Genomic DNA, 22,644 nt, shown 5'->3' on the forward strand with positions numbered 1-22,644 from the left:
CGATTGCTTATTTCCCTCTGACTATCTTCTTGATATCATTCAACTTATTCAGTGCCTCGATCGGAGTGAGATTGTTTACATCCAAATTCAATATTTCATCACGAATCTGGCAAAGGATAGGATCATCCAACTGAAAGAAACTCAATTGCATCCCTCCACGATTCTCGCTCACCTCTGCCAATGGCTTACCGGAGATACCCTGTTGGCGATTATCAGATTCAAGCTGTTTCAAGATCTCATTTGCACGCTTCACAATGCTCTTCGGCATACCTGCCATCTTCGCTACATGAATACCGAAAGAATGCTCACTACCACCGCGCTCCAGTTTACGAAGGAAGATGACCTTATTATCCACCTCTTTCACCGATACATTATAATTCTTGATACGATTGAAAGATTTCTCCATTTCATTCAACTCATGATAGTGAGTGGCAAATAATGTGCGCGCTTTCGCCTTCGGGTGTTCATGGATATATTCCACAATCGCCCAAGCGATAGAAATACCATCGTATGTAGAAGTACCGCGCCCTAATTCATCAAACAACACAAGACTTCGGGAAGAAACATTATTCAAGATATCCGCCGCTTCATTCATCTCCACCATAAAGGTAGACTCACCGACAGAAATATTATCGCTTGCCCCCACACGGGTAAATATCTTATCCACCAATCCGATATGAGCACTTTCCGCAGGAACGAACGAACCGATCTGTGCAAGGAGAGTAATCAACGCCGTCTGACGCAAAAGAGCGGACTTACCGGCCATATTAGGACCTGTGATAATAATAATCTGCTGAGTAGTACTGTCCAGCATTACATCATTCGCAATATACTTCTCACCGATAGGGAGCTGTTTCTCAATCACAGGGTGACGTCCCTGACGGATATCCAAGACATCACTATCTTCAATAATAGGACGAATATAATGATTCTCCCGAGCTACATTAGCAAATGACAACAGACAGTCCAAGCGAGCTATCTGATTCGCGTTAATCTGTATCTGAGGAATAAACTCCATCAATGCCTGCACCAGATCCGTATATAGCCGCGTCTCCAAAACCAGAATCTTATCTTCCGCCCCCAGAATCTTTTCCTCATATTCCTTCAGCTCCTGTGTGATATAACGCTCCGCATTAACCAATGTCTGTTTACGAATCCATTCTGCCGGAACTTTATCTTTATGGACATTACGAACCTCGATATAATATCCGAATACATTATTATAAGCCACTTTCAAGCTTGGAATACCCGTCAGCTCACTTTCACGCTGTTGTATCTGGAGTAAATAATCCTTCCCCGAATACGAAATCCGGCGCAATTCATCCAAGTCCGCATTCACACCGTCTTGAATCACCCCACCTTTATTGACAGCCAATGGCGGATCATTCTTTATCTCTTTGGCAATCCGGTCACGAATAGTGACACAAAGATTCAACTGTTCCCCTATCTGATTCAGACTTGCATTATCCGCTTGAATACATGCCAGTTTAATGGGTTCGATGGCCTGCAATGCCACTTTCAGTTGAACAACTTCGCGCGGTGACACACGCCCTACAGCCACTTTGGAAATAATACGTTCCAAATCCCCTATCAGATGTAACTGTTCTTCGATGACAGCTTTAAAATCCGGTTGGCGGAAAAAATATTCCACCACATTCAATCGTTCATCAATCGGTTTCTTATCCTTCAACGGGAAGACCATCCAACGTTTCAGCAAACGTGCTCCCATCGGGCTGATCGTTCTGTCAATCACATTGAGCAGACTGCTTCCGCCATCATTCATATTGCCGATCAGCTCCAGACTACGTACCGTAAACTTATCCAGGCGGACATATTTATCTTCTTCAATACGAGACAATGAAGTAATATGCCCGATTTGCGTATGTTGCGTCATCGTCAGATATTGCAGGATAGCACCGGAAGCAATGATACCGTTCTTCAGATGCTCCACTCCGAACCCTTTCAGGTTCTTCGTTTCAAAATGTTTCAGAAGTTTTTCGCGGGCCGTTGTTTCCGTAAATACCCAATCATCCAGTTCGAATGTAAAGAACTTACTGCCAAAATTACCCTCAAACATCAGCCGCTTGCCCCTTTCAAAAAGAATCTCTTTCGGACCGAAGTTATTCAACAGTTTATCTACATAATCAAAAGGTCCCTCTGCAGTTAGGAATTCACCGGTAGAAATATCAAGAAAGGCAACCCCACAGGAAGCCTTGCCGAAATGAACGGCAGCCAGAAAGTTGTTCTCTTTATAATTCAGTACATTATCATTGATAGAAACGCCGGGAGTCACCAATTCGGTTATACCTCGCTTCACCAACTTTTTTGTCATTTTCGGATCTTCCAACTGATCACAGATAGCGACCCGCTTTCCGGCACGAACCAGTTTAGGAAGATACGTATCGAGAGCATGATGGGGAAAACCCGCCATCTCAATGGTTTTACCTTTTCCGTTTGCACGTTTTGTCAATGTGATTCCCAGAATCTCGGAGGCAACAATGGCATCTGTGGAATATGTTTCATAAAAGTCGCCGCAACGAAACAGCATCACTGCATCCGGATGTTGTGCCTTCAAATCCAGAAACTGTTTCATCATCGGGGTAAGGACGATCTCTTCTTCGTTCACGGTTCTCTCCTTTTCTTTTTTATTTAGGGTAAACAATTGCAATATCTTTGCAAAGATAACGGTTTTCCGGCAGAGAATCAACGGTATCCCCCGTTTCAATTTTCAAAATAAGTGTTGCATACTTTTAAAAAGAGAGGATGTTTTTCTTAACAAACAGGAAGATAATATTAAAACGTGTTATAAAACATACTATTTTTCTTGGATAATTTGCTAATATCACAGAAGTCCGTACCTTTGCAATGTGTTTTTCATAGTATTAGATTTAAGGTTAACAAAGGTTGGGTCAAGGCGTTGACCCTTTTTTTATGTCCGTACGGCTCATTAACGCCCTTTTCTTTCCGCCAAATACACCCCACAGACAATACAGCCTGCACCTATTAATGCAAACAGAGTGATTTGTTCCTGCAAAATCATCATGGAAGCTACCATTGTCACCAACGGATTGAGATAGATATAATTGGAAGCTCTAACAGTTCCCAACTGTTTTAAGACCACATTCCAGAGGACATAACATATCAAGGAAGCCAGAACAGCCAGAAACAAAAGATTGGATAATACAATCGGTTTTAAAAGTATATCAAGATCCGGTTGTAACGGATGAAGAAGAAAGGCGGGAAGTATGGTCAATACTCCATAAAAAAATATCTTGCGGGTGATAAATACAGTGGGGTAACGCCCCGTCATTTTCCGTATAATCAAGCTATAAAATGCCCACGAAAGAGCGGCAAGTAAAGTAAGCAAATCACCTACAGGAGAGATTTTCAGTATTACACTCCCATTAAAGACCACTAATCCTACTCCTGCCAAAGCTAATAGTGAGCCGCCAATCAGCCCTTTCGTAGCTTTTTCACTTTTATAAAAGAGTAAAGAAAGAATAGTCGTCAACAAAGGAGCCGTGCAGATAAGGAAAGACACATTGGAAGCCTGCGTGATTCCTAATGCCGTATTTTCAGTAAAGAAATAAAGTGACCCGCCAAAAATACCACCTGCCATCAGCCAAAATTCATCTTTCCAACGATTGGCAAACAAACGCTTGGGAGAAATTATCCAAATACCTGCGTAAGCAATCAAAAAGCGATAGAAAAAGATTTCCTGCGGAGTCAGCCCATAACCAATCAATACTTTGGTCGCTATAAAAGTCAATCCCCAAATTGATACAGTCAATATTGCAATCAAATGATAATACCCATGCTTCAATTCCATAGTGATGGTAATGTTTTTTTAATAGAGTGCAAAGATAGCGAGAAGTTATGGAATGTTTGTTTGGAGAAGTAACAAAAAGCCCGTACCTTTGTTTATGTTCAAAGAAAGCTCCTAAAATAAGGAATAAGTTATGGAAAAATATACAGCACCGGACAGAAAACGTATCCCCTATGGCATGATGAACTTTGCAGTAATCCGCCGCGACGACTGTTATTATGTAGACAAAACCCGGTTTATACCCATGATAGAAGAGGCGGACAAGTTTTTCTTCTTTATTCGCCCGCGCCGTTTCGGCAAAAGTCTCACAGTAAGTATGTTGCAGCACTATTATGATATACTTGCCAAGGATAAATTCGAAGTGCTGTTTGGCGACCTTTACATCGGAAAGCATCCTACGCGCGACCGGAACAGCTATCTGGTACTATACCTCAACTTCTCCGGAATAGTAGGCGAACTGCACAACTACCGCAAGGGACTGGACGCGCATTGCCAAACAATGTTCGACTACTTCTGTGACATTTACGCCGACTATCTTCCCAAAGGCATCAAGGAAGAACTCGACAAAAAAGAAGGAGCTGTCGAACAATTTGAATACCTGTTCACAGAATGTAATAAGACCAACCAACGTATTTACCTCTTTATTGACGAATACGATCATTTCACCAATGCCATTCTCTCTGATATAGAGAGCCTGCACCGTTATACGGACGAAACGCATGGCGAAGGTTATCTGCGTGCCTTCTTCAATAAAATTAAAGCCGGAACCTATTCCAGCATCGAACGTTGTTTCATTACCGGCGTAAGTCCCGTGACAATGGACGACCTTACAAGCGGTTTCAACATCGGAACCAACTACTCGCTCACACCGGAATTTAACGAGATGATAGGTTTCACGGAAGAAGAAGTCCGCCAAATGCTTACCTATTATTCCACCACCAGTCCATTCAGTCACAGTGTAAACGAACTGATAGAAATAATGAAACCTTGGTATGACAACTACTGCTTTGCAGAAGAATGTTACGGTGAAACCACTATGTACAACTCCAACATGGTACTCTACTTCGTCAAGAATTATATTCAACGAGGCAAAGCCCCCCGGGATATGGTAGAAGACAATATCCGTATCGACTACGAAAAATTACGTATGCTCATTCGGAAGGACAAAGAGTTTGCACACGATGCCTCCATCATACAAACATTGGTGAGCGAAGGCTACGTCACCGGAGAACTGAAAAAAGGTTTTCCTGCCATCAATATCACCAATCCTGACAACTTTGTGAGTCTGCTTTACTATTTCGGTATGCTCACCATTAGCGGCACGTATAAAGGAAAAACCAAACTCACCATCCCCAATCAGGTAGTCCGCGAACAAATCTACACCTATCTGCTAAGTACCTATAACGAAGCCGAACTTAATTTCAGTAGTTACGAGAAGAACGAACTTGCCAGTGCCCTTGCCTACGATGGCTCTTGGAAAGCTTACTTCGACTATATTGCCAACTGTCTAAAACGCTACACTTCCCAGCGCGACAAGCAGAAAGGTGAATTTTTTGTCCATGGCTTCACACTTGCCATGACAGCACAAAACCGTTTCTACCGTCCCATTTCCGAACAGGACACACAGGCAGGCTATGTCGACATTTTCCTTTGTCCGCTACTGGATATCTATTCCGACATGAAGCATAGTTACATTGTGGAACTGAAATATGCCAAGTATAAAGACCCCGAAAGCCGCGTAGAAGAACTGCGACTGGAAGCTATTGCTCAAGCCAATCGCTATGCTGACACCGATACGGTGAAGAGAGCAGTCGGCACTACACAACTTCATAAGATTGTGGTTGTATACAAAGGAATGGATATGCCGATATGCGAAGAGGTTTAATACAAAAAAGGAACTCGCATTACAAGCGCATCATGCAAAAGAATCTTTCGAACGTGCGTATGATTATCCTGTATGGAAGTTATGCGCAAGGTTGTCCCTCAATATGCTACACGAGTGAATATTTTCATTTCATCTCTCATATCTCTCATAAAACATAGATAAAGCACATATTATCAGACAGATAGTTTATGAGAGATATTTCCATAAGCCTGCATCTCTCATTCTTTTCCCGTTATCTCTCATAGTTTTTTCACTCATCTCTCATATTTTCTCCCTTCAAATAGCCTTATACAACTCAACAAATATTGCTATTTCCATTCTCACCGAACGGTTATTGATGTATCAATGTACTTATATCTTTAGTATAAACGCCTATCATTTACAGATAATCTTACCTACATAATAATCGTTCCACTAAAGTAAACAGAACAGTGCACTCCAGTAGAGAGATCTGTTCACTCTAGTGAACGGTTCATTGCACTCTAGTGGAACGGTTATAATGCTTATTCAATCATACAGATATACTATTGAATAACAGATTATTATATACCAATTCACACATAAACAACCGTTCGTCATCAAACAAGATAGCTTATGTCTATGCATACCACACCAGATATATGGTATTTGAGGTATAAAGATAATATACTCTCAATACTGTAAAAGGGAGAAAGTATGAAATTACGTTAGATGAAAATCGGTTAAAGCTACTTAGGTAATGCATTTCAAATTATGAATATCCCTATCTGATTCAATCACAAAAATGGGCAAGAAACTGAGAAGTTTCTTGCCCATTCGTTATCCTTTGTTGTGCATTTTGCACATCCCACCTATTGAAATTATATAATCATATTCTCTATTTCCATTTTTATTTCCCCAAATATAAGAATAAAAATGAAAAAGTCAATAGCAAAAGCTTATTTATGTCATATTTTGATCTTCAATATTGGTATTGACTTGTATTTAGGAGAAAAATTGGAAGAATATTATTGTATACTATTCAATAAATCTACCTTTCCTTCATTAACCAACTTCAAAATCAGTTCACCAAAAAGAGTATTCTGCCAAGCGAACCATGCACGGGTAAATTTCTTCGGATTATCCTTATGGAAAGATTCGTGCATAAAGCCCGTGTCGGCATCCGTATCCATCAGCATCTTGATACAGGTCTTGATTTCGGCATCATTCTGACTGGTAAAGGCTTTCATCATAATACTCATCGGCCATACCATATCATAACCGATGTGCGGTCCGCCGATTCCTTCACCTGCCTTGCCTTTAAAGAAGTAAGGATTGTCTTCGCTCCATACAAAGCGACGGGTGTTCTGATAAATCGGATCGTTCACATTCACATCGCCCAGATAAGGCATCGCAAGCAGGCTCGGCACGTTGGCATCGTCCATCAGATGATGATTTCCAAAGCCATCCACCTCGAAGGCATAGATTTTACCATATTCAGGATGATTATATACCGCGTATTTCTTCAAAGCTGTTTCTACTTCCTGCGCCAGGTCTTTACATTCTTTAGACAAGGCGGTTTTCTTATTTACTTTCTCCAGAATCTCCGCAGCCTTACGCAAAGAAGACACGGCAAAGAAATTGGAAGGAACCAGGAATTGAAGAGTAGTGGCATCGTCCGAAGGACGGAAGCTGGAAACAATCAAACCGACAGGTTTCACCGGTGCTCCAAGGCCGTCATTGCTCACAGTATCCAGTGCACGTTCTGTTTTACGCTGGAATTTATAAGGGCCTACTCCTTCTTTGCGTTGCTGTTCCTTGAAGGTTTTCAGTACGTTAGTGATTGCCTGAATCCATTCTTCGGTGAATATGCTTGCATCTCCGGTAGTCTTCCAGTAGTGGTAAGCCAGACGCAACGGATAACACAGGGAGTCGATCTCCCATTTGCGTTCGTGCAATTCCGGTTTCATATCCGTAAGGTCGCTCATCCAATGGCCGTTAGGAATGGCGCCGTCATTAAACGCATTTGCATACGGGTCGATATTGATACATTTGAACTGGCGGAGGATCACTCCTGCCAGCATTTCTTTCAGTTCGGGGTCCGAATTAGCCAGTTGCACATAAGGCCATACCTGCGCACCGGAGTCGCGCAGCCACATGGCATGAATATCTCCCGTGTATACGAATGTATCCGGTTTGCCATCGCTTCCCTTACGGAAATGTACGGTAGTGTCCAGGGTATTCGGGAAACAGTTGGTAAACATCCATGCCAGCTTCGCATTCTTCAGAAGCTTCTGTACACGAAGAATCTCCTTTTCCACTGCATTCGAACGGAACAGGCGGTTGGATATTTCCGGGCGGTTATCTTTCTGAATGGCATCTGCCGGACATACATGCATTTCCGTCATACGGTTGGAAGCTTGCAGTTGGCCACCGCAGAGAAGCATACCCGCCAGCATACCTGCACTGATATATTTGATTTGTTTTTTCATGATTACTTCTTCTTTTTGAATTCATTAGAGAAAGAGTAAGGGAAATCGCTTTCTTTCGTACCACGTTGCTGATTGGGTTTGGCATCCATCTTGAAAGAAATGGTGGCGCCATTCATCAGGTCCTGATGAGTCAGGTAGTTTTTGGTGTATTCCTTGCCGTTCAGTGTCATTGATGAAATGTAACGCTTGTCGTCTCCGTTATTCGGGGCGGAGATGGTTACTGTCTTTCCGTTTTCCAGATGCAGTTTCATCTCTTTGAAGTAAGGAGTACCCAGGACATACTCATCTGTACCCGGGCATACCGGATAGAATCCCATTGCCGAGAATACATACCAGGCAGAAGTCTGGCCGTTGTCCTCATCACCGCAATAACCGTCGGGAGCAGGAGTATAGAGTTTATCCATTACTTCACGAATCCAGTGCTGCGCTTTCCAGGGTTGACCGGAATAGTTGTACATATAAAGCATGTGCTGGATCGGCTGGTTGCCATGTGCATAGTTGCCCATGTTCATGATCTGCATTTCACGGATTTCATGGATAACGGCTCTGTAATAGCTCTCATCGAATATCGGAGGCAGAATAAATACGGAATCCATCATCTGGTTGAAGCCGTCTTTACCACCCATCAGGTCGATCAGACCTTGAGGATCGTGGAATACCGACCAGGTGTAATGCCAGCTGTTACCTTCTGTGAAAGCATCTCCCCATTTCAACGGGTTGAACGGAGACTGGAAGGTGCCGTCTTCATTCTTGCCACGCATCAGTTTGTGTTCGGGGTCATACAGGTTCCTATAATTCATTGCACGCTTGGCAAAGATTTCAATCTCTTTTTTCGGTTTCTTCAAGGCTTTGCCAAGTTGGTAGATACACCAGTCATCATAAGCATACTCCAGTGTGCGGGCTGCATTTTCATTAATACCTACATTATAAGGAACGTAGCCCAACTTATTATAATACTCATGTCCTAATCGTCCGGTAGAACCCACTTTCGGATGCACAGCATTCGCTCCGTGTTTCACGGCTTCCCACAACGTCTCAATATCGTATCCTTTCAATCCTTTCAGGTAAGCGTCGGCAACTATGGAAGCAGAGTTGTTTCCAACCATACAACCTCTATGACCGGGGCTCGCCCATTCCGGCAGGAATCCGCTTTCCTTGTAGGTGTTCACCAATCCTTCCTGCATCTTTGTATTCATGGATGGATACATCAGGTTGAGGAATGGGAAAAGACAACGGAATGTATCCCAGAAACCGGTGTCGGTAAACATATAGCCCGGAAGTACTTCACCGTTATAAGGGCTGTAGTGCATAACGTCTCCTTTGGCATCTATCTCATAGAAGCTTCTGGGGAACAATACCGAACGATACAGGCAGGAGTAGAATGTACGCAAATGGTCGATATCATCGTCTTTCACTTCGATACGTCCCAGAACGTCGTTCCATACCTTGCGACCTTTCGCTGCAATCTGTTCAATGTTGTCCGTACCCAGCTCTTTCAGGTTCAGTTCAGCCTGTTCGGGGCTGATGAAAGAAGAAGCTACACGCACATTTACCTGTTCGCCCTTGCGGGTTTTGAAACCGATCAGTGCGCCGGCATGGTTGTCCGTCACTTCCAGTTTGTTTGTGTCAATCACACCACTGGCTACGGCAGCCGTATAAGTAAACGGTTTGTCGAATACCAGTACAAAGTAGTTTTTAAAGTTGGCAGGAACACCACCGCTATTTTTAGTAGTATAGCCGATGATCTTGTTCTCCGAAGGGATTACTTTCACAAACGAGCCTTTATCGAAGGCGTCTACCACTACATAAGAGTGGTCGTTTTCGGGGAAAGTGAAACGGAAAGCAGCGGATCTCTCTGTCGGAGCAATCTCCGTCACTACATCATGGTCGGCAAGATATACCTTATAGTAATAAGGGGTAGCCGTTTCAGCTTTGTGAGAGAACCAACTGGCACGCTGGTCCTGATTGAATACTGCTTCACCGGTGACCGGCATGATAGCAAATTGACCGTAATCATTGATCCAGGGACTTGGCTGATGGGTTTGTTTGAATCCTCTGATCTTGTCAGCGTCATACGTATAGGCCCATCCATCGCCCATTTTACCAGTCTGCGGAACCCAAAAGTTCATTCCCCAGGGTAACGCAATGGCGGGGTAAGTATTTCCGGTAGATAGTGCGTGCTTCGACTGCGTACCAACCAGCGGACTAACATAGTCCACTGGGCCGGTAATCAATGCACTAACATTAACAAGATATACAAAGCATAAACCCAATAGCAACAAATATTTTCTTCTCATCATATATTCTTCTTTTCTACCATCATTGCTTCGGAGTGGCCCCCATTTCAAAAACTAATTCACCACCAGCCATTATATCAGTGTACAAGATATAAGGTTTGGTATATTCACAGCCATTCAATGTAATTTTCCTTATATATTTATTCAGGATAGAATTATTTTTCGCTATAAGAACCAGTTTTCCTCCAGGTACAGTTATTTCAACTCTATCGAACAATGGAGTTCCGAACCAGTAACGGGCACTCGCTGGTTCTACCTGATAGAATCCCAATGCAGAAAGTACATACCATGCAGACATTTGACCGACGTCTTCATTACCACATAAACCATCCGGAGCTGCGTGATAAAGTGAAGTAAGTACTTCTCGGACACGGGCTGCAGTTTTCCAAGGCTGACCAAGCATAGAGTAAAGATAAAGAATATGATGCCCCGGTTCATTGCCATGAGCATATTGCCCTATCAATCCCGAAATATCGGGAGAGCCCCCCGCTCCCACTATTTCGCTTAACACAAACAATGAATCCAGTTTTTCAATGCATTTATCACGACCTCCAAAACATTCTGACAGTCCACTTATGTCATGGGGAACTAACCACGTATATTGCCAAGCATTCCCCTCACAATAATCATCCGCTCTGTGTTGGGATGCGAATGGATCAAAAGGTGTCCGCCAATTTCCATTACTGTCTTTTCCACGGACAAATCCAGTTGATTCATCAAAATAATTACGGTACGAATGAGAACGTTCGGTGAAAAGACGATAGTCATCATCCTTTCCCAAATGATTGGCTGCAGCAGCGACAGCAGCATCCGCTATGGCATATTCCATATCGTAGGCAATAGCTTCTTGAAATAAATCACAAGGAATATAGCCATACTGCTTTCTAAGCGAACCACCACGTCCATCATGATTTGCCGTCATCTTTATAGCAGTGAAAGCACGTTCCATATCAATGTCTTTAAATCCCTTTACAATGGCATCTGCCACTACAGGTATAGCAGGATTCCCTACCATACAGTCCGTCTCATTCCCCCATAAGTGCCACACGGGTAGACGTCCTTGCTTATCATAAATATCCAGCATGGAATTGATAATATCCGGCATTCTGTCAGGATGAAGAATAGTCATCAATGGCATTGCCGCACGATATGTATCCCATAGTGAAAATGTGGTATATGCAGTATTTGAAGAATTAACATCACTGTAAATGGAAGGAGCTACCATCGTATGATACAAAGCTGTATAAAATATCCGTAGATAACTTTTGCTTGCCGTATGAATACGTACTTTACCAAGCTCCTCATTCCATGCAAGATTAGCAGCTGCCACAGTCTTGTCAAAGTCCCATTCCGCAAGTTCCGCCAACAAATTTTTCTTTGCTCCTTCCACTGATACCGAAGATAAAGCTATTTTCAGAAGAATCTGCTCTCCTTTTTCCGTAGAGAACGAAGCACGACCATATCTGCCACTGTTTCCATGTAAATCAAAACTAGTGAAAGGTTTAGAAAATTGAGCAGCGAAATAGACATACTGGTCGCTTGCCCAACCTGTTGATCTACGATAACCCACCACCATATCTGTTCCTTCCACTGTCATAGATACCTCACGCACTTGGTCTGAACCGATACCGTTTTCCAAATCAATTACGATAGCTGCTTCCTGTGAATCGGGGAAAGTATAGCGATGAAAGCCTACACGCTTTGTGGCAGTAAGCTCTGCCAATACATTATAACGGAGTAAAGGGACAGAGTAATAACCCGGATGAGTAATTTCCTTACTACGGTCGGCATACGACCAAAGCCCTGACGTCTGGTCGCTCGCCTTACCACGGGCGTATGTCACGTCACCAATCACCGGCATGACAGTGATGTCTCCCAAATCCCCGGCTCCCGTTCCGCTCAAATGAGTATGTGAAAAACCTATCACTGTATTGTCAGAGTCATGATAGCCAGAACACCAATCCCAGTCCGTCGGTATACTTGTAGGGCCTAGTTGCACCATACTGAAAGGAACATTAGCTCCAACAAAAACATGACCATGTCCTCCACTACCGATTTTCGGATCAACGTATTGTGTCACTCCACCGGGGATTGCTTTCCATGCTTCACATTCTGCCAAATGGTTCATTTCAACCCCTGTATCCGGCAGTATAGTCAGTTCTTCTACCGACTTCGAGTCCGAACACGCAGCAAACGTCAGAATGGCGGCCATTATTATCTTATATGTTTTCAATCTTTCCATTTTTATCAAATTTCTCTTTAGAAAGTTAATACAGGGGTGGGATCTTCTCCATAGTCCTTGTAACCTTTGCGGGCCGCTGATGCATCTTCGATATCGTATATTCCGTAATAACCTTTGCTATTGGTCACGTTTCTTTCCGTGCTTGTTCCCAAGTGTCGCCAATGATGGCTATCCCTTCTCCATAATTCTGCATCGGAACATTCCTGAAGACGCTCTTTTATACCTATGTCATGCGCTTCGGCAACTGCTTCCATCTGCACTTTAGAACCCAGATACCAGCCACTAGTTCCTTCGGGGGCCGTCCGGATAGTATAGTTTGTAGCCCGGTAGATATGTGTATAGTTATCATCAGACAAGGTGATACCTTTTAATTTCGCATGATTCAAAATCATTTTAGTATTTGCATAACCACACCAATCGTCAGGGTGTTCGTGCGTGCCAACCAATTCTTTCCGATAGTTCTCCGTACACCATTCTTTGATAGAGCCGAATTGAATACCAGAAGGATCGGCAGCAAATACATATCCATGAATCTCTGTCAATTTACCATCATAGTCACTGATATTGTCACCTTGTCCTGCCCCCACATGGAAAATAATTCCCGAACAGTCATTCTTATCTCCGGTCAGATATTCGGAATAGGTATTATCTTTAAAATAAAAATCAAGGACATTAGGAGCCTTATTTTTCAGTTTCAAATTAGTATCCGAATCAATGCCTGTCAAGGAGCAGCAAAAATAGCCTTTTTTCTCTGTCACTTTCAAATCTTCGGAAACAGCCCCTTCCACAACGAATGCTCCTCGACTACAAGGTTTCTTATCAGCTGCAATTTTATATTTTACAGTGCACGCAGTCCCTACCCGATAGCACCCTTCGTCAAGAGATAAGACATTTCCCGCCTCATCGGACACTGTAACATCAGTGTAGCAATCATCCTGTTCGATAGATAGTTCCCACAGGACTTTTACTTGCCCCAAGTCATAGATATGATTAGAGAGTGTCGTTTCCTTGAAATCAGACAAATTTTTCGTCAGCTCCGTACCATTACTCATTTTTAATATCAAAGTCACACCTTGTGAAAAGGTGACAGGAAGGGTTACAAAATAGTATACTCCTTTTTCCAATACAGCACCGTTGTTCTCAAGCGTAACCGTGCTTTTGCCATCAGTAACATTCTGCACCAACGATTCATCGCCATCATTCCACCCGACAGTAAATTTACCTGCCAGTACTTCATTATTGTTACCTTTCAATGTGACAGACTTTATCCCAGCTTCTTTCAACTCAAATCTCAACAATGCGCATACATTCCTGAAAATAAAAGATTTCTTCTCCAAAGTCGTTCGGGATACCATGACACTAAGGTCTGTATCAAATCCATCCGCTACCGGTTTTTGAATATCCGGGAGCACGGTTGTGATATTCTTTCCATTCAGAGCGACATCTGCGTTATATGGATACAGCGAGTAATATTCGGCAACTTCGTCCGCTTTTCCTGTGAAGGTCACCGCTTCACCGCCCGAAGCGGTCATATATTCCTTGTTTTCATTTCCGTATAATACACTGATTCGGTCGCCTGCCACCCATTCTACCTTTGTGCCGCCTGTCAATACGGTTCTTGAAAGATCATTACCTGTTTCGATACCGTTCAAAGTGGCTGAAAAAGTGACTTCACCGGAGAGAGTGGCATCGTCCTCCATCTCCTTCGTTGCATGGTCCGAGCAAGAAGCTGCCGCCATGGATACCATGGCGAACAGCAAACATTTCATATATTTCTTCATTATCATTTATTAATAGGTTTCCAGGTAAAGTTTTCCGCACCACCTTTCAGAACAGCCGTATATCTGCCTGTCAGGTCTTTGAATTCTGTTTTTGTCATATCCCGATCTGTCTCGGAGATTACGAAATCCCAGGCGCAGACCAAATTCGGGTCAGCAGGATCGACTGTACAGTTTCCTTCCGCTGATGCTTTTATTTCGTCCGCAGTACGCGCTTTTTTCCAGATACGCATATATTTAATAGAACCTTTAAAATATTCCATACGGGTTCCGTCCGCTTTCAGACGGCAGAAAGCAGTCATAGGTATTTGAGCCTGATGGTAAGAGTCAGCTGTATATACCCAGCGGCGTTCATTCTGTCCGATACGGATGGATTTTCCCTTCTTCTCGCCATTGTAAAACATTCTAAAACGTTCGTCCTGATCTTCGCCCGGCACTCCGTCTTCAGCATATACGATGGCATAATGCATCCATGTCTTATACCCCAGTAAAGGAGCTCTGTAATACGGTTCCTCGAGTACGATTTTACCGTCTTCGTCAATAGGAATCGACGCCCGGATCAAGTCGTCACTTTCGCCCGTATGGAAACGGGAATAGATGCGCCATCCGCCCCAGGGCTCATCGTTGCACGCTGACAGATAAGTACTGTTATCCTCATGCTGCTTGGTGCAATATTCGTCGATTTTCACCCACAATTCAATGGTCAGAGCCGTATGTTGTGTTTCACCGAAGTCGGCAAATTCCTTATGATAACCGAAATCAATATATCCGCCGTTGTTGCCGTCTACCACCAAGTTGTAGAATGTTTCGGTTTCAATCTGCGTCTCGCGGAACGAGTCAATCTCCGCATCCGCCTGTTGAATGGCTTCTTCTACCAAGGCGTTCGTCAGGGGGATGCTTCCCGAAAATGCTTTGTCGATCAGTTCCGTGAGTTCCCGGATGGCAGCGTTCAATATAGATTTGCTGCTTTCGGGATACGTGCCCGGTTCCGTGCCGTAGGTGGAAGTTTCCAGTATATTCTGCAATTCGGAGAGTTTGTTCTTCAGTTGCTGCAAATTTCTCTGTTCCTCGGAAACATCGAGGATAACGGAGTCTTTAAACTTCTTCATGGCTTCTTCCGCTTTTTCGACAAGGGTGTCTACAGTTTGCTGGTCGGTAGTTTCCCCGTTGTTCAGGCGACTGACGAAATCATCAATTTCGGCTATGGTCGTTTCAAGAATCGCTTTACTCTTTTCAGGATAAGTACCCGGTTCTGTGCCGTAAGTAGAGTTTTTTAATAGATAATCCACGACATTCCGTTCTTCAGTCAGTTGGGTGATATACCGCTCGCGATTGTTATTTTCATCATCGTCCGAACATCCTGAAAACAGTATGCAAGAAACCATACATAGACAACCCAACAAAATTACCCATCCACTCATTCCGATTTGATTCAATACTTTTCTCATTTTATTTTTCATTTAAAAGGTTAAACATTAGCACTCCAACCTGGATTCTGAACCAGTTCTTTATCAATATCAATGTCACCTTGCGGAATTGGGAAAAAATACATTTTCTTCTCAAATATTCTATTTTCAAACCAGGTACGTTTATAAAAGTCATTACCGTTTCCATTCACATACATACCATAAAGTGGCATATTCTCTGTTTCTTCGGCAATACCCCAACGACGAACATCAAAATAACGACTGCTTTCGAAAGCTAGTTCCACTCTCCTCTCCGCTCTAATTGCCTCCCGCATTTCATTTTGGGTAGATGGAACAGGTAACTGCCCGACTTTAGACCCGTAAGTAGGAATTCCTGCTCTTTCACGAATCAGATTCAAATAAGTCAGAATATCAGCATGGGTAGGTTCACATTCATTAAGTGCCTCTACATAATTAAGATAGACCTGAGCTAAACGCAACATAATACAAATCTGTTTCCCCGTATTCCAAGCCCCCAAAGGCGCATTCTTCCTTACACAATAACCTGTCGGCGGGCATTCTCCACCATGTAATCCCGAATTTCCGTCGTAACTAAAGTCGGAATAGAAAGCGCCTTCTTCTGTATTTAGCCATTTCTGACCGGAGAAAGTTATATTTACATAAAAACGAGGTTCACGTCCCACCCAAGCTTTCAGTACTCCATTGGGAGCCAATATGGTTCCTGTTTCATCTACATAGCTTTCAGAAGAGAAACCACTATCCTCATAACCTGTATTAGGATTGAGAACAGGCGTTTTACCATTGTCTGTATATCCACTAATAGGTAATTTACCATTCGCCATGAAAAAAGCATCCACCATCTGTTGGGAAGCGCCCAATCCGCCAGATGCTCGGTAACCACTGCCTACGGCACCGGTATGTCTCGGAGTACGGTCATATTGCATCAATGAATAATCAGTGTTAATACGGTAGAATATCATTTCCGTATTAGTGAAATCTTCTCCTCTCACAGCATCACGACAAGACAAATAGGCATTTAATACACCGTTTGTATAAACTTTGGTTAAATCATAATTTCCCGGAACGAACCTATCAATGAATGCTTTGGAAGCTGTAGCAGCCCTTCTCCATTTCGCTTTCACCGCTTCATCCGAGATGTCTTCAGGAAAAAGTTTCTTTCCATCTTTATTCCGTAGCTGGGCAACAAAGGAATTTTTTCCGTTATATAGGTCACTTGCAGCATATTGTAACACTTCTGCTTTAAAAGCCATCACAATGCTGTTGTCTATTCTTCCACAATTGTAAGTAAGCGATTTCTCTGGCAGACAACCACTATCTAATACTTTATCAAATTCAGAAACAATATATTCCACACATTCCTCTACGCTGTTTCTAGGTAACTGTACTTTTTCTAAAGGAGCATCCATACTGATTGGATCATCAGACAAGATTGGTATCGGTCCATAGATACGTAGTAAGTAGAAGTAATACATAGCACGCAACGCACGGGCTTCTTCAATCCATTGCGCCAACAGATTTTGTTCCATATCCTTACATTGGGGAGCACCCTGTATAAAACGTCCTGCAGCACTAATTCCTGCATAATATTTTTCCCAATAGGATGAAACTATAGACGATTTCGGAGTAATGGTATTGTTATTGACTAAATGTGATGGCACAAAATCCCAATAGTATTCAGCCTCATCACACCCGGCAGTCCATATGCCAGGAGTAGTATGCCTTCCATCCGCCGCCAAACGTTGGGCAAATTCATCTGGCAGATAGACATATACAGTAGCTAAAGCCTTCTCTGTAGAGGCTTTTGACTCAAACAAGTCATTATAAGTCAAACGGTCTGTCGGCATTTGATCAAAAAAATCCGAACATGAGGTCTGACACACCAACATGATTGACAAACTTAATAAAGTAATATATTTCCTTTTCATATTCTTAGAAATTAAAGTTGATACCAATGGAATAAGTAGAAATATTAGGATAGGAAGTACCATTATTGGTATTCAATTCCGGGTCCCATAACTTAAACTTACTAATCGTAAACAGATTTGTACCCATCGCATAGATAGAAGCACCTTTCAATAAGACAGCGTTTGTCCATCTTTTTGGGAGATGCCAAGTGATCTGCAAGGATTTCAGACGTAAGAAGCTAACATCTCTTTGCCACCAAGTACTTGTCTTAAAATTATTTTCATTTTTATCCGAACCATAGGCAAGACGAGGATAGAAAACATCCTGTCGCGGGTTGTTCTCCGTCCAACGATCTTTGATATTAGCATAAAGGTTACCTTCACCACCCGAACCGGAGAAAGGCTGTATTCCAAGTCCATTCAAACATCTGTCTGCTTGCGCTACTCCCTGAAAAAGGGTACTAATGGCAAAGTTTTTATATTGAAGATTAAAACCAAATCCATAGACAATAGAAGGTACGTCACCACGTCCTATCTTTGTTTCGTCATAAACATCAATTTGTCCGTCTCCATTCAAATCACGGTATTTGATGTCTCCTGCATAGATTGTACCAAATTGTTTCGGAAAAGGTCGAGCTGTATTCTCTTTTTCCACAGCAGGCAATGCTTCCCATGCGTTGATTCGGTCAACTTCTTCTTGTGTATAAAGTCCATCAGCTATCAATCCCCAACGTGACAAAGTACTGTGCCCTCTTTTATCCATCCACGGATATTGCTGGGTAGGCTGATCATTCTCTATCACTTCATTCTTGGCATAAGTAAAGTTACCACGAAGAGAGAGTGCCCAGTTCTTATTGAACTGTTTATTATATTCGAGATCAATTTCTATACCTTTATTATCTACAATCCCGAGATTACCAACAGGGGTAGAAGTGATTCCGATAAAACCGGGTACTGCTCCACGGTCAAGAAAAATACCGGTACGATGTTCTTTGTACAAATCAAGAACCAATGAAAGGTCATCATTCAAGAATTTAAGGTCAAAACCTAAGTCCTGCTTGTGTGATTTTTCCCAAGTCACTTTTACAGCTTCGTTTTTCACCTTATAACCATCCACTTTACGTCGGTCAGTACCAAAAGTATAGCCGTAGCTACTATTGTATTGAAGTGCTTCCATATACAAAAAACGGTTAGGTGTTGCTTGATTACCAATCATACCATTGGTGTAACGGACCTTAAAGAAAGAAATAACGGATTGCAAAGGTTTCCAAAATTTCTCATTGGAGAGTACCCACCCCACTCCGAAGGCAGGGAAAACTCCGTAACGGTTAGACGGATCAAAGTTTTCGGAGCCGTTGATACCGATATTAAATTCCGCGAAGTAGCGATCATCCCATGAATAAGTGGCACGTCCGGCAAAACCACGGGAACGGTAAGGAAGTCCGGCTATCAGATCAATACCCTCGGTTGTTATAACTTTGTCTTCCTGATTAAACAAAAACAGCCCGCCTACGCGATGTCTTCCAAATGTACGGGAGTAATTCAGTGATGCTTCTAAGTAATATTTTCTGTTACCAGAACTTTCAACAGCAAAATCCAACGTCTTTGATCCTTCATAAGTTTGCGACAAAATGGGAAACCCGTATTTGTCGTAAGGATTATTTTTATCCACCCAATAATAGGTAGATTCTGCCTTCTTTTGTTTCACAGTACGTGAATTATAAGTATCAAAAGCAAACATACCTGTCAAACTCAATCCTTTCGTGATAAATCCCAAGTCTTGGGTTAAACGGAGATTAGAGTAAATTTGACTATCGGTAACAGTTCGAAATCCTCTTTTCGTAGCACCGACATAGGGGTTGTTAAATCCACTATTAGGCTGATTGTAAGGGATATAATCCTTTCCGTTAACATAGAACATGACTGGATAATCTACAGGTGAAGTAGTCATAGCTACGCGGAATATATCAGAAGTAGATTCGTAAGGTTTCCTACCTTCGCCCAAATAACCTGACGCACCTATATCCAATTTAGTAGTCGGAGTAACATTAATATTCAGGTTAGTAGTGAAGTTATAACGAGTATATCCAATCTTAGAATCATAAGATTCATTTGGATCTGTCTTTATCAACCCTTTTTCGTTATAGTAGCTTGCTGATGCATAGTAGTTCACATTTTGTCCACCACCTCTTACGTTAATGTTGGCACGGCGGTTGTGTCCAAAATCATCAAAGACTTCGTTCATCCAATCTACATTAGGATAAAGCACAGGATCAGTTCCCAAACGAGTATTTATAACCTCAGCTTCAGAGTAAATGGGCTCGGATCCACGATTTCTGCGAGCTTCGTTCACGGCTTCCATGTAAGAGGCTCCATCAGCCAATTTTGGAATTTTAGTAAGGCGTGTGACACTTTCATAATAGTCTACGCTGACAGAAGGTTTTCCAGCAATACCAGGTTTTGTCTTGATTAGGATTACTCCGTTAGCTCCCCGTACTCCGTAGACAGCAGTGGCTGAAGCATCTTTCAGAATAGTGAAAGATTCAATATCTTCCGGGTCTATATTATTAAAAGAACGTTCTACCCCATCAACCAAGACTAAGGGAGAAGAACTTCCCATCGTAGAAATACCACGTATCCAAATATCGGCATTATCTTTACCTGGTTCACCTGAACGTTGTACGGCTACTACTCCGGCAAGACGTCCTGCCAATGAAGTGCTCAAGCTAGCAGTAGGCTGCTTAATATCACCTAGTTTCAGATTGGATTGCGAACCAATAGTACTGATACGACGCTGGCTACCGTAACCCACTACTACCACTTCTTCAAGTTCCGATTTTGATTCTTTCAGTGTTACGTCTATTACTGTGTTAGAACCAACAATTACCTCCTGGCTATCAAAACCAATATAAGAAAATTTCAGTGTCGAGCGACTATTCTTTACTGTTAATGAGTAGGTTCCTTCGATTCCAGTCAATGTACCGTTCTGTGTCCCCACTTCCATAATATTAACTCCTACCAAAAGCTCTCCTTTTTCATCGACTACACGACCTGTTATCTTTTTGGAAGATTGTGCAAATGTCATGATACACAGGTGAATAAGTATGAATGCAAACGCTAATCTTGTATTTTTCATATTTTCTTTAATTACAATAGTTCTACACTCTCTATTTCTGAATAAGCGGAAGATTGACCGCAATGGATACCGCTGTAGAAGTTCCCCAAGGATCATTACTGTAGCGCACATCCTTATCGCTTGCTTTATACACAAAGTTTTCGGCAGACTTTTCTTCCCACACTGTCCATATGATACCTTTTGAATTTCGGTTATTATAGGCTTGCAGAGCACTTGCTTCCATCCACGGAAGATATTGAGTATCGTTCATTATGTTAATGTACGAACGTAGATATCTCATCAATATTCCTTTAAATCCACGACGGTCATTGTCCGAACGTTCGTCCGGTGCATTCAATATTCCATTATCATCGCTGAAATGTTCTATAGTATAACGGGCCGTCATCTGTGCATTAGTTTTGTACAATGCATCTTTATAGTGTTGATACAGCATGAGGGAAGCACCTAGAAAAGTTCCCTGATTGTAGGTTGAAGCCCATTTCCAAGGAGAAAGACTAGTGAGCGTTACACAGTCGTACACCATACCAGTAGAAGATTCATAAAGATAGATTGACTGTTTTTCATACAAGTTTTTCGCTTTTTCATAATAGGTTGCATCTCCCGTAGCCTGTGCGAGATAACAAGATGCAACCATTGCCGGACAATTAATGCAAGAATTGGTTTTATCACGTTCGGCTTCTTTTTCACACCAACGCAGTACACCTTCGGGCAGCATTAAGGCTCTTGCATACATTTGATCGAAATTTTCCTTGGCTACATCAAGATATTCTTGTGTTCCAAACAACAGATAAGCCCGTACACAAGCAATTACCATCCAAGTAATATCATCATTGAAGGGATTATATAACCAGTTCTTCTGGTTCTCGTCTACAAAATTGATGTACAGTTGGTGAAACATTTCTTTATATGAAGGATCTTGAGTAGTTTCGTAGGCATCCAACACAATTTCAAACATTTCGGCGTCCTGCCATTGGTGGCTGGCGTTGTTCAACCGTTCAGCATCACTCAAGGTATAGCCCGCATTATTTTGCGACTTTTTATAGTATTGTGCTTTCCAGGAACGAACTATTTCGTCACGCATCACCGAAGTAAATTTATTGGGCGCTTCCTGCACTCTTTCCAATTTCCATATCTGCTTATCGGCTTGGTCACCGGTTCTTTTGATATAGGACTGTATATTTGTACCATCCTCACCGCCTCCTATTTCCAAATAGAGCCTTTCACCACTAGCAAGGGAAGAAGGACTTATGTAATAGCAATCCGGTCCGACTTGCTCCGCTTTGGTTATTGTCCATTTATAAGTATAATCATTTTCTTTCCCATATTGGCGCAAGCGTGCACCCAAGGAAACAGGTGATTGTATGTGTACAGACTTACCCGTGTATACGTTCGTCAAATAAAAATACACTCCAGTAGGATCTTTGGTTAGACGCCAACGTTGGGCATTCACTTTTGTATCAGTCCAAGCCACAATTTCTGTTCCCTCATCAAAAGAAGCGTTCCGAACGAACATACTTCTAGTTTCATCGGAATAAGGAGATATTTTATAAACAGCTCCTGAAATAAGATCCGACGCCTGCGCTTCCTCTACCAGAGAAGATACTTCGCTAGCTGAGCATCCGGCCAACATAGTCATGGCACTTAAAGCCCACAATGTGATTTTCTTCATTATTCATTC

General features: G+C 42.4%; 11 protein-coding genes. 1 reads left to right on the top strand and 10 read right to left on the bottom strand.

Going from position 1 to position 22,644, the window contains the following annotated elements:
- Nucleotides 1-7 precede the first annotated feature (7 nt).
- A complete protein-coding gene (gene mutS, locus GD630_RS15830; protein ID WP_032848043.1) occupies nt 8-2,596 on the bottom strand; it encodes a DNA mismatch repair protein MutS in 2,589 nt (862 codons plus the stop codon).
- Between the two features lie 351 nt (nt 2,597-2,947).
- Nucleotides 2,948-3,829 carry a DMT family transporter gene (locus GD630_RS15835; protein WP_143867355.1) on the bottom strand — a complete coding sequence of 294 codons (882 nt, stop codon included), beginning with the start codon at nt 3,827-3,829 and terminating at the stop codon, nt 2,948-2,950.
- 130 nt (nt 3,830-3,959) lie between these two features.
- On the opposite strand from GD630_RS15835, the gene GD630_RS15840 reads away from it, so the two are divergent.
- Nucleotides 3,960-5,711 carry an AAA family ATPase gene (locus GD630_RS15840; RefSeq protein ID WP_143867352.1) on the top strand — a complete coding sequence of 584 codons (1,752 nt, stop codon included), beginning with the start codon at nt 3,960-3,962 and terminating at the stop codon, nt 5,709-5,711.
- 986 nt (nt 5,712-6,697) lie between these two features.
- On the opposite strand, the gene GD630_RS15845 is transcribed toward GD630_RS15840, so the two are convergent.
- From GD630_RS15845 to GD630_RS15880, 8 genes are all read right to left on the bottom strand, one after another.
- Nucleotides 6,698-8,116 carry a glycoside hydrolase family 125 protein gene (locus tag GD630_RS15845; RefSeq protein ID WP_394368263.1) on the bottom strand — a complete coding sequence of 473 codons (1,419 nt, stop codon included), beginning with the start codon at nt 8,114-8,116 and terminating at the stop codon, nt 6,698-6,700.
- Nucleotides 8,117-8,163: 47 nt separating this feature from the next.
- Nucleotides 8,164-10,458 carry a GH92 family glycosyl hydrolase gene (locus tag GD630_RS15850; protein WP_143867372.1) on the bottom strand — a complete coding sequence of 765 codons (2,295 nt, stop codon included), beginning with the start codon at nt 10,456-10,458 and terminating at the stop codon, nt 8,164-8,166.
- Between the two features lie 22 nt (nt 10,459-10,480).
- Entirely contained in the window at nt 10,481-12,586 is a 2,106-nt protein-coding gene (locus tag GD630_RS15855) for a GH92 family glycosyl hydrolase (protein WP_143867369.1), read from the bottom strand.
- Nucleotides 12,587-12,717: 131 nt separating this feature from the next.
- Complete coding sequence (locus GD630_RS15860; RefSeq protein WP_143867347.1) at nt 12,718-14,481, bottom strand: fimbrillin family protein; 1,764 nt, start codon at nt 14,479-14,481, stop codon at nt 12,718-12,720.
- A 2-nt stretch (nt 14,482-14,483) separates the two neighbouring features.
- Nucleotides 14,484-15,926: a DUF4972 domain-containing protein gene (locus GD630_RS15865; RefSeq protein WP_182505641.1), complete on the bottom strand. Its 1,443-nt coding sequence runs from the start codon at nt 15,924-15,926 to the stop codon at nt 14,484-14,486.
- 20 nt (nt 15,927-15,946) lie between these two features.
- Nucleotides 15,947-17,851 (bottom strand): RagB/SusD family nutrient uptake outer membrane protein, encoded by a 1,905-nt coding sequence (locus GD630_RS15870; protein ID WP_182505642.1) that lies wholly within the window; start codon nt 17,849-17,851, stop codon nt 15,947-15,949.
- 4 nt (nt 17,852-17,855) lie between these two features.
- Nucleotides 17,856-20,915, bottom strand: coding sequence for a SusC/RagA family TonB-linked outer membrane protein (locus GD630_RS15875; protein WP_317168858.1), 3,060 nt, complete (start codon nt 20,913-20,915; stop codon nt 17,856-17,858).
- A gap of 82 nt (nt 20,916-20,997) precedes the next feature.
- Nucleotides 20,998-22,635 (bottom strand): glycoside hydrolase family 76 protein, encoded by a 1,638-nt coding sequence (locus tag GD630_RS15880; RefSeq protein ID WP_143867336.1) that lies wholly within the window; start codon nt 22,633-22,635, stop codon nt 20,998-21,000.
- Nucleotides 22,636-22,644: the final 9 nt, after the last annotated feature.

The sequence above is a fragment of the Bacteroides zhangwenhongii genome (assembly GCF_009193325.2).
In the GTDB taxonomy this organism is placed as follows: Bacteria; Bacteroidota; Bacteroidia; order Bacteroidales; family Bacteroidaceae; genus Bacteroides; species Bacteroides zhangwenhongii.

Excerpts from the sequence above, each read along its gene's own strand:
- mutS (WP_032848043.1), bottom strand. The coding sequence starts at position 2,596 with ATGATGAAACAGTTTCTGGATTTGAAGGCACAACATCCGGATGCAGTG.
- GD630_RS15835 (WP_143867355.1), bottom strand. The coding sequence starts at position 3,829 with ATGGAATTGAAGCATGGGTATTATCATTTGATTGCAATATTGACTGTA.
- GD630_RS15840 (WP_143867352.1), top strand. The coding sequence starts at position 3,960 with ATGGAAAAATATACAGCACCGGACAGAAAACGTATCCCCTATGGCATG.
- GD630_RS15845 (WP_394368263.1), bottom strand. The coding sequence starts at position 8,116 with ATGCTTCTCTGCGGTGGCCAACTGCAAGCTTCCAACCGTATGACGGAA.
- GD630_RS15850 (WP_143867372.1), bottom strand. The coding sequence starts at position 10,458 with ATGAGAAGAAAATATTTGTTGCTATTGGGTTTATGCTTTGTATATCTT.
- GD630_RS15855 (WP_143867369.1), bottom strand. The coding sequence starts at position 12,586 with ATGAACCATTTGGCAGAATGTGAAGCATGGAAAGCAATCCCCGGTGGA.
- GD630_RS15860 (WP_143867347.1), bottom strand. The coding sequence starts at position 14,481 with ATGAAGAAATATATGAAATGTTTGCTGTTCGCCATGGTATCCATGGCG.
- GD630_RS15865 (WP_182505641.1), bottom strand. The coding sequence starts at position 15,926 with ATGAGAAAAGTATTGAATCAAATCGGAATGAGTGGATGGGTAATTTTG.
- GD630_RS15870 (WP_182505642.1), bottom strand. The coding sequence starts at position 17,851 with ATGAAAAGGAAATATATTACTTTATTAAGTTTGTCAATCATGTTGGTG.
- GD630_RS15875 (WP_317168858.1), bottom strand. The coding sequence starts at position 20,915 with ATGACATTTGCACAATCTTCCAAAAAGATAACAGGTCGTGTAGTCGAT.
- GD630_RS15880 (WP_143867336.1), bottom strand. The coding sequence starts at position 22,635 with ATGAAGAAAATCACATTGTGGGCTTTAAGTGCCATGACTATGTTGGCC.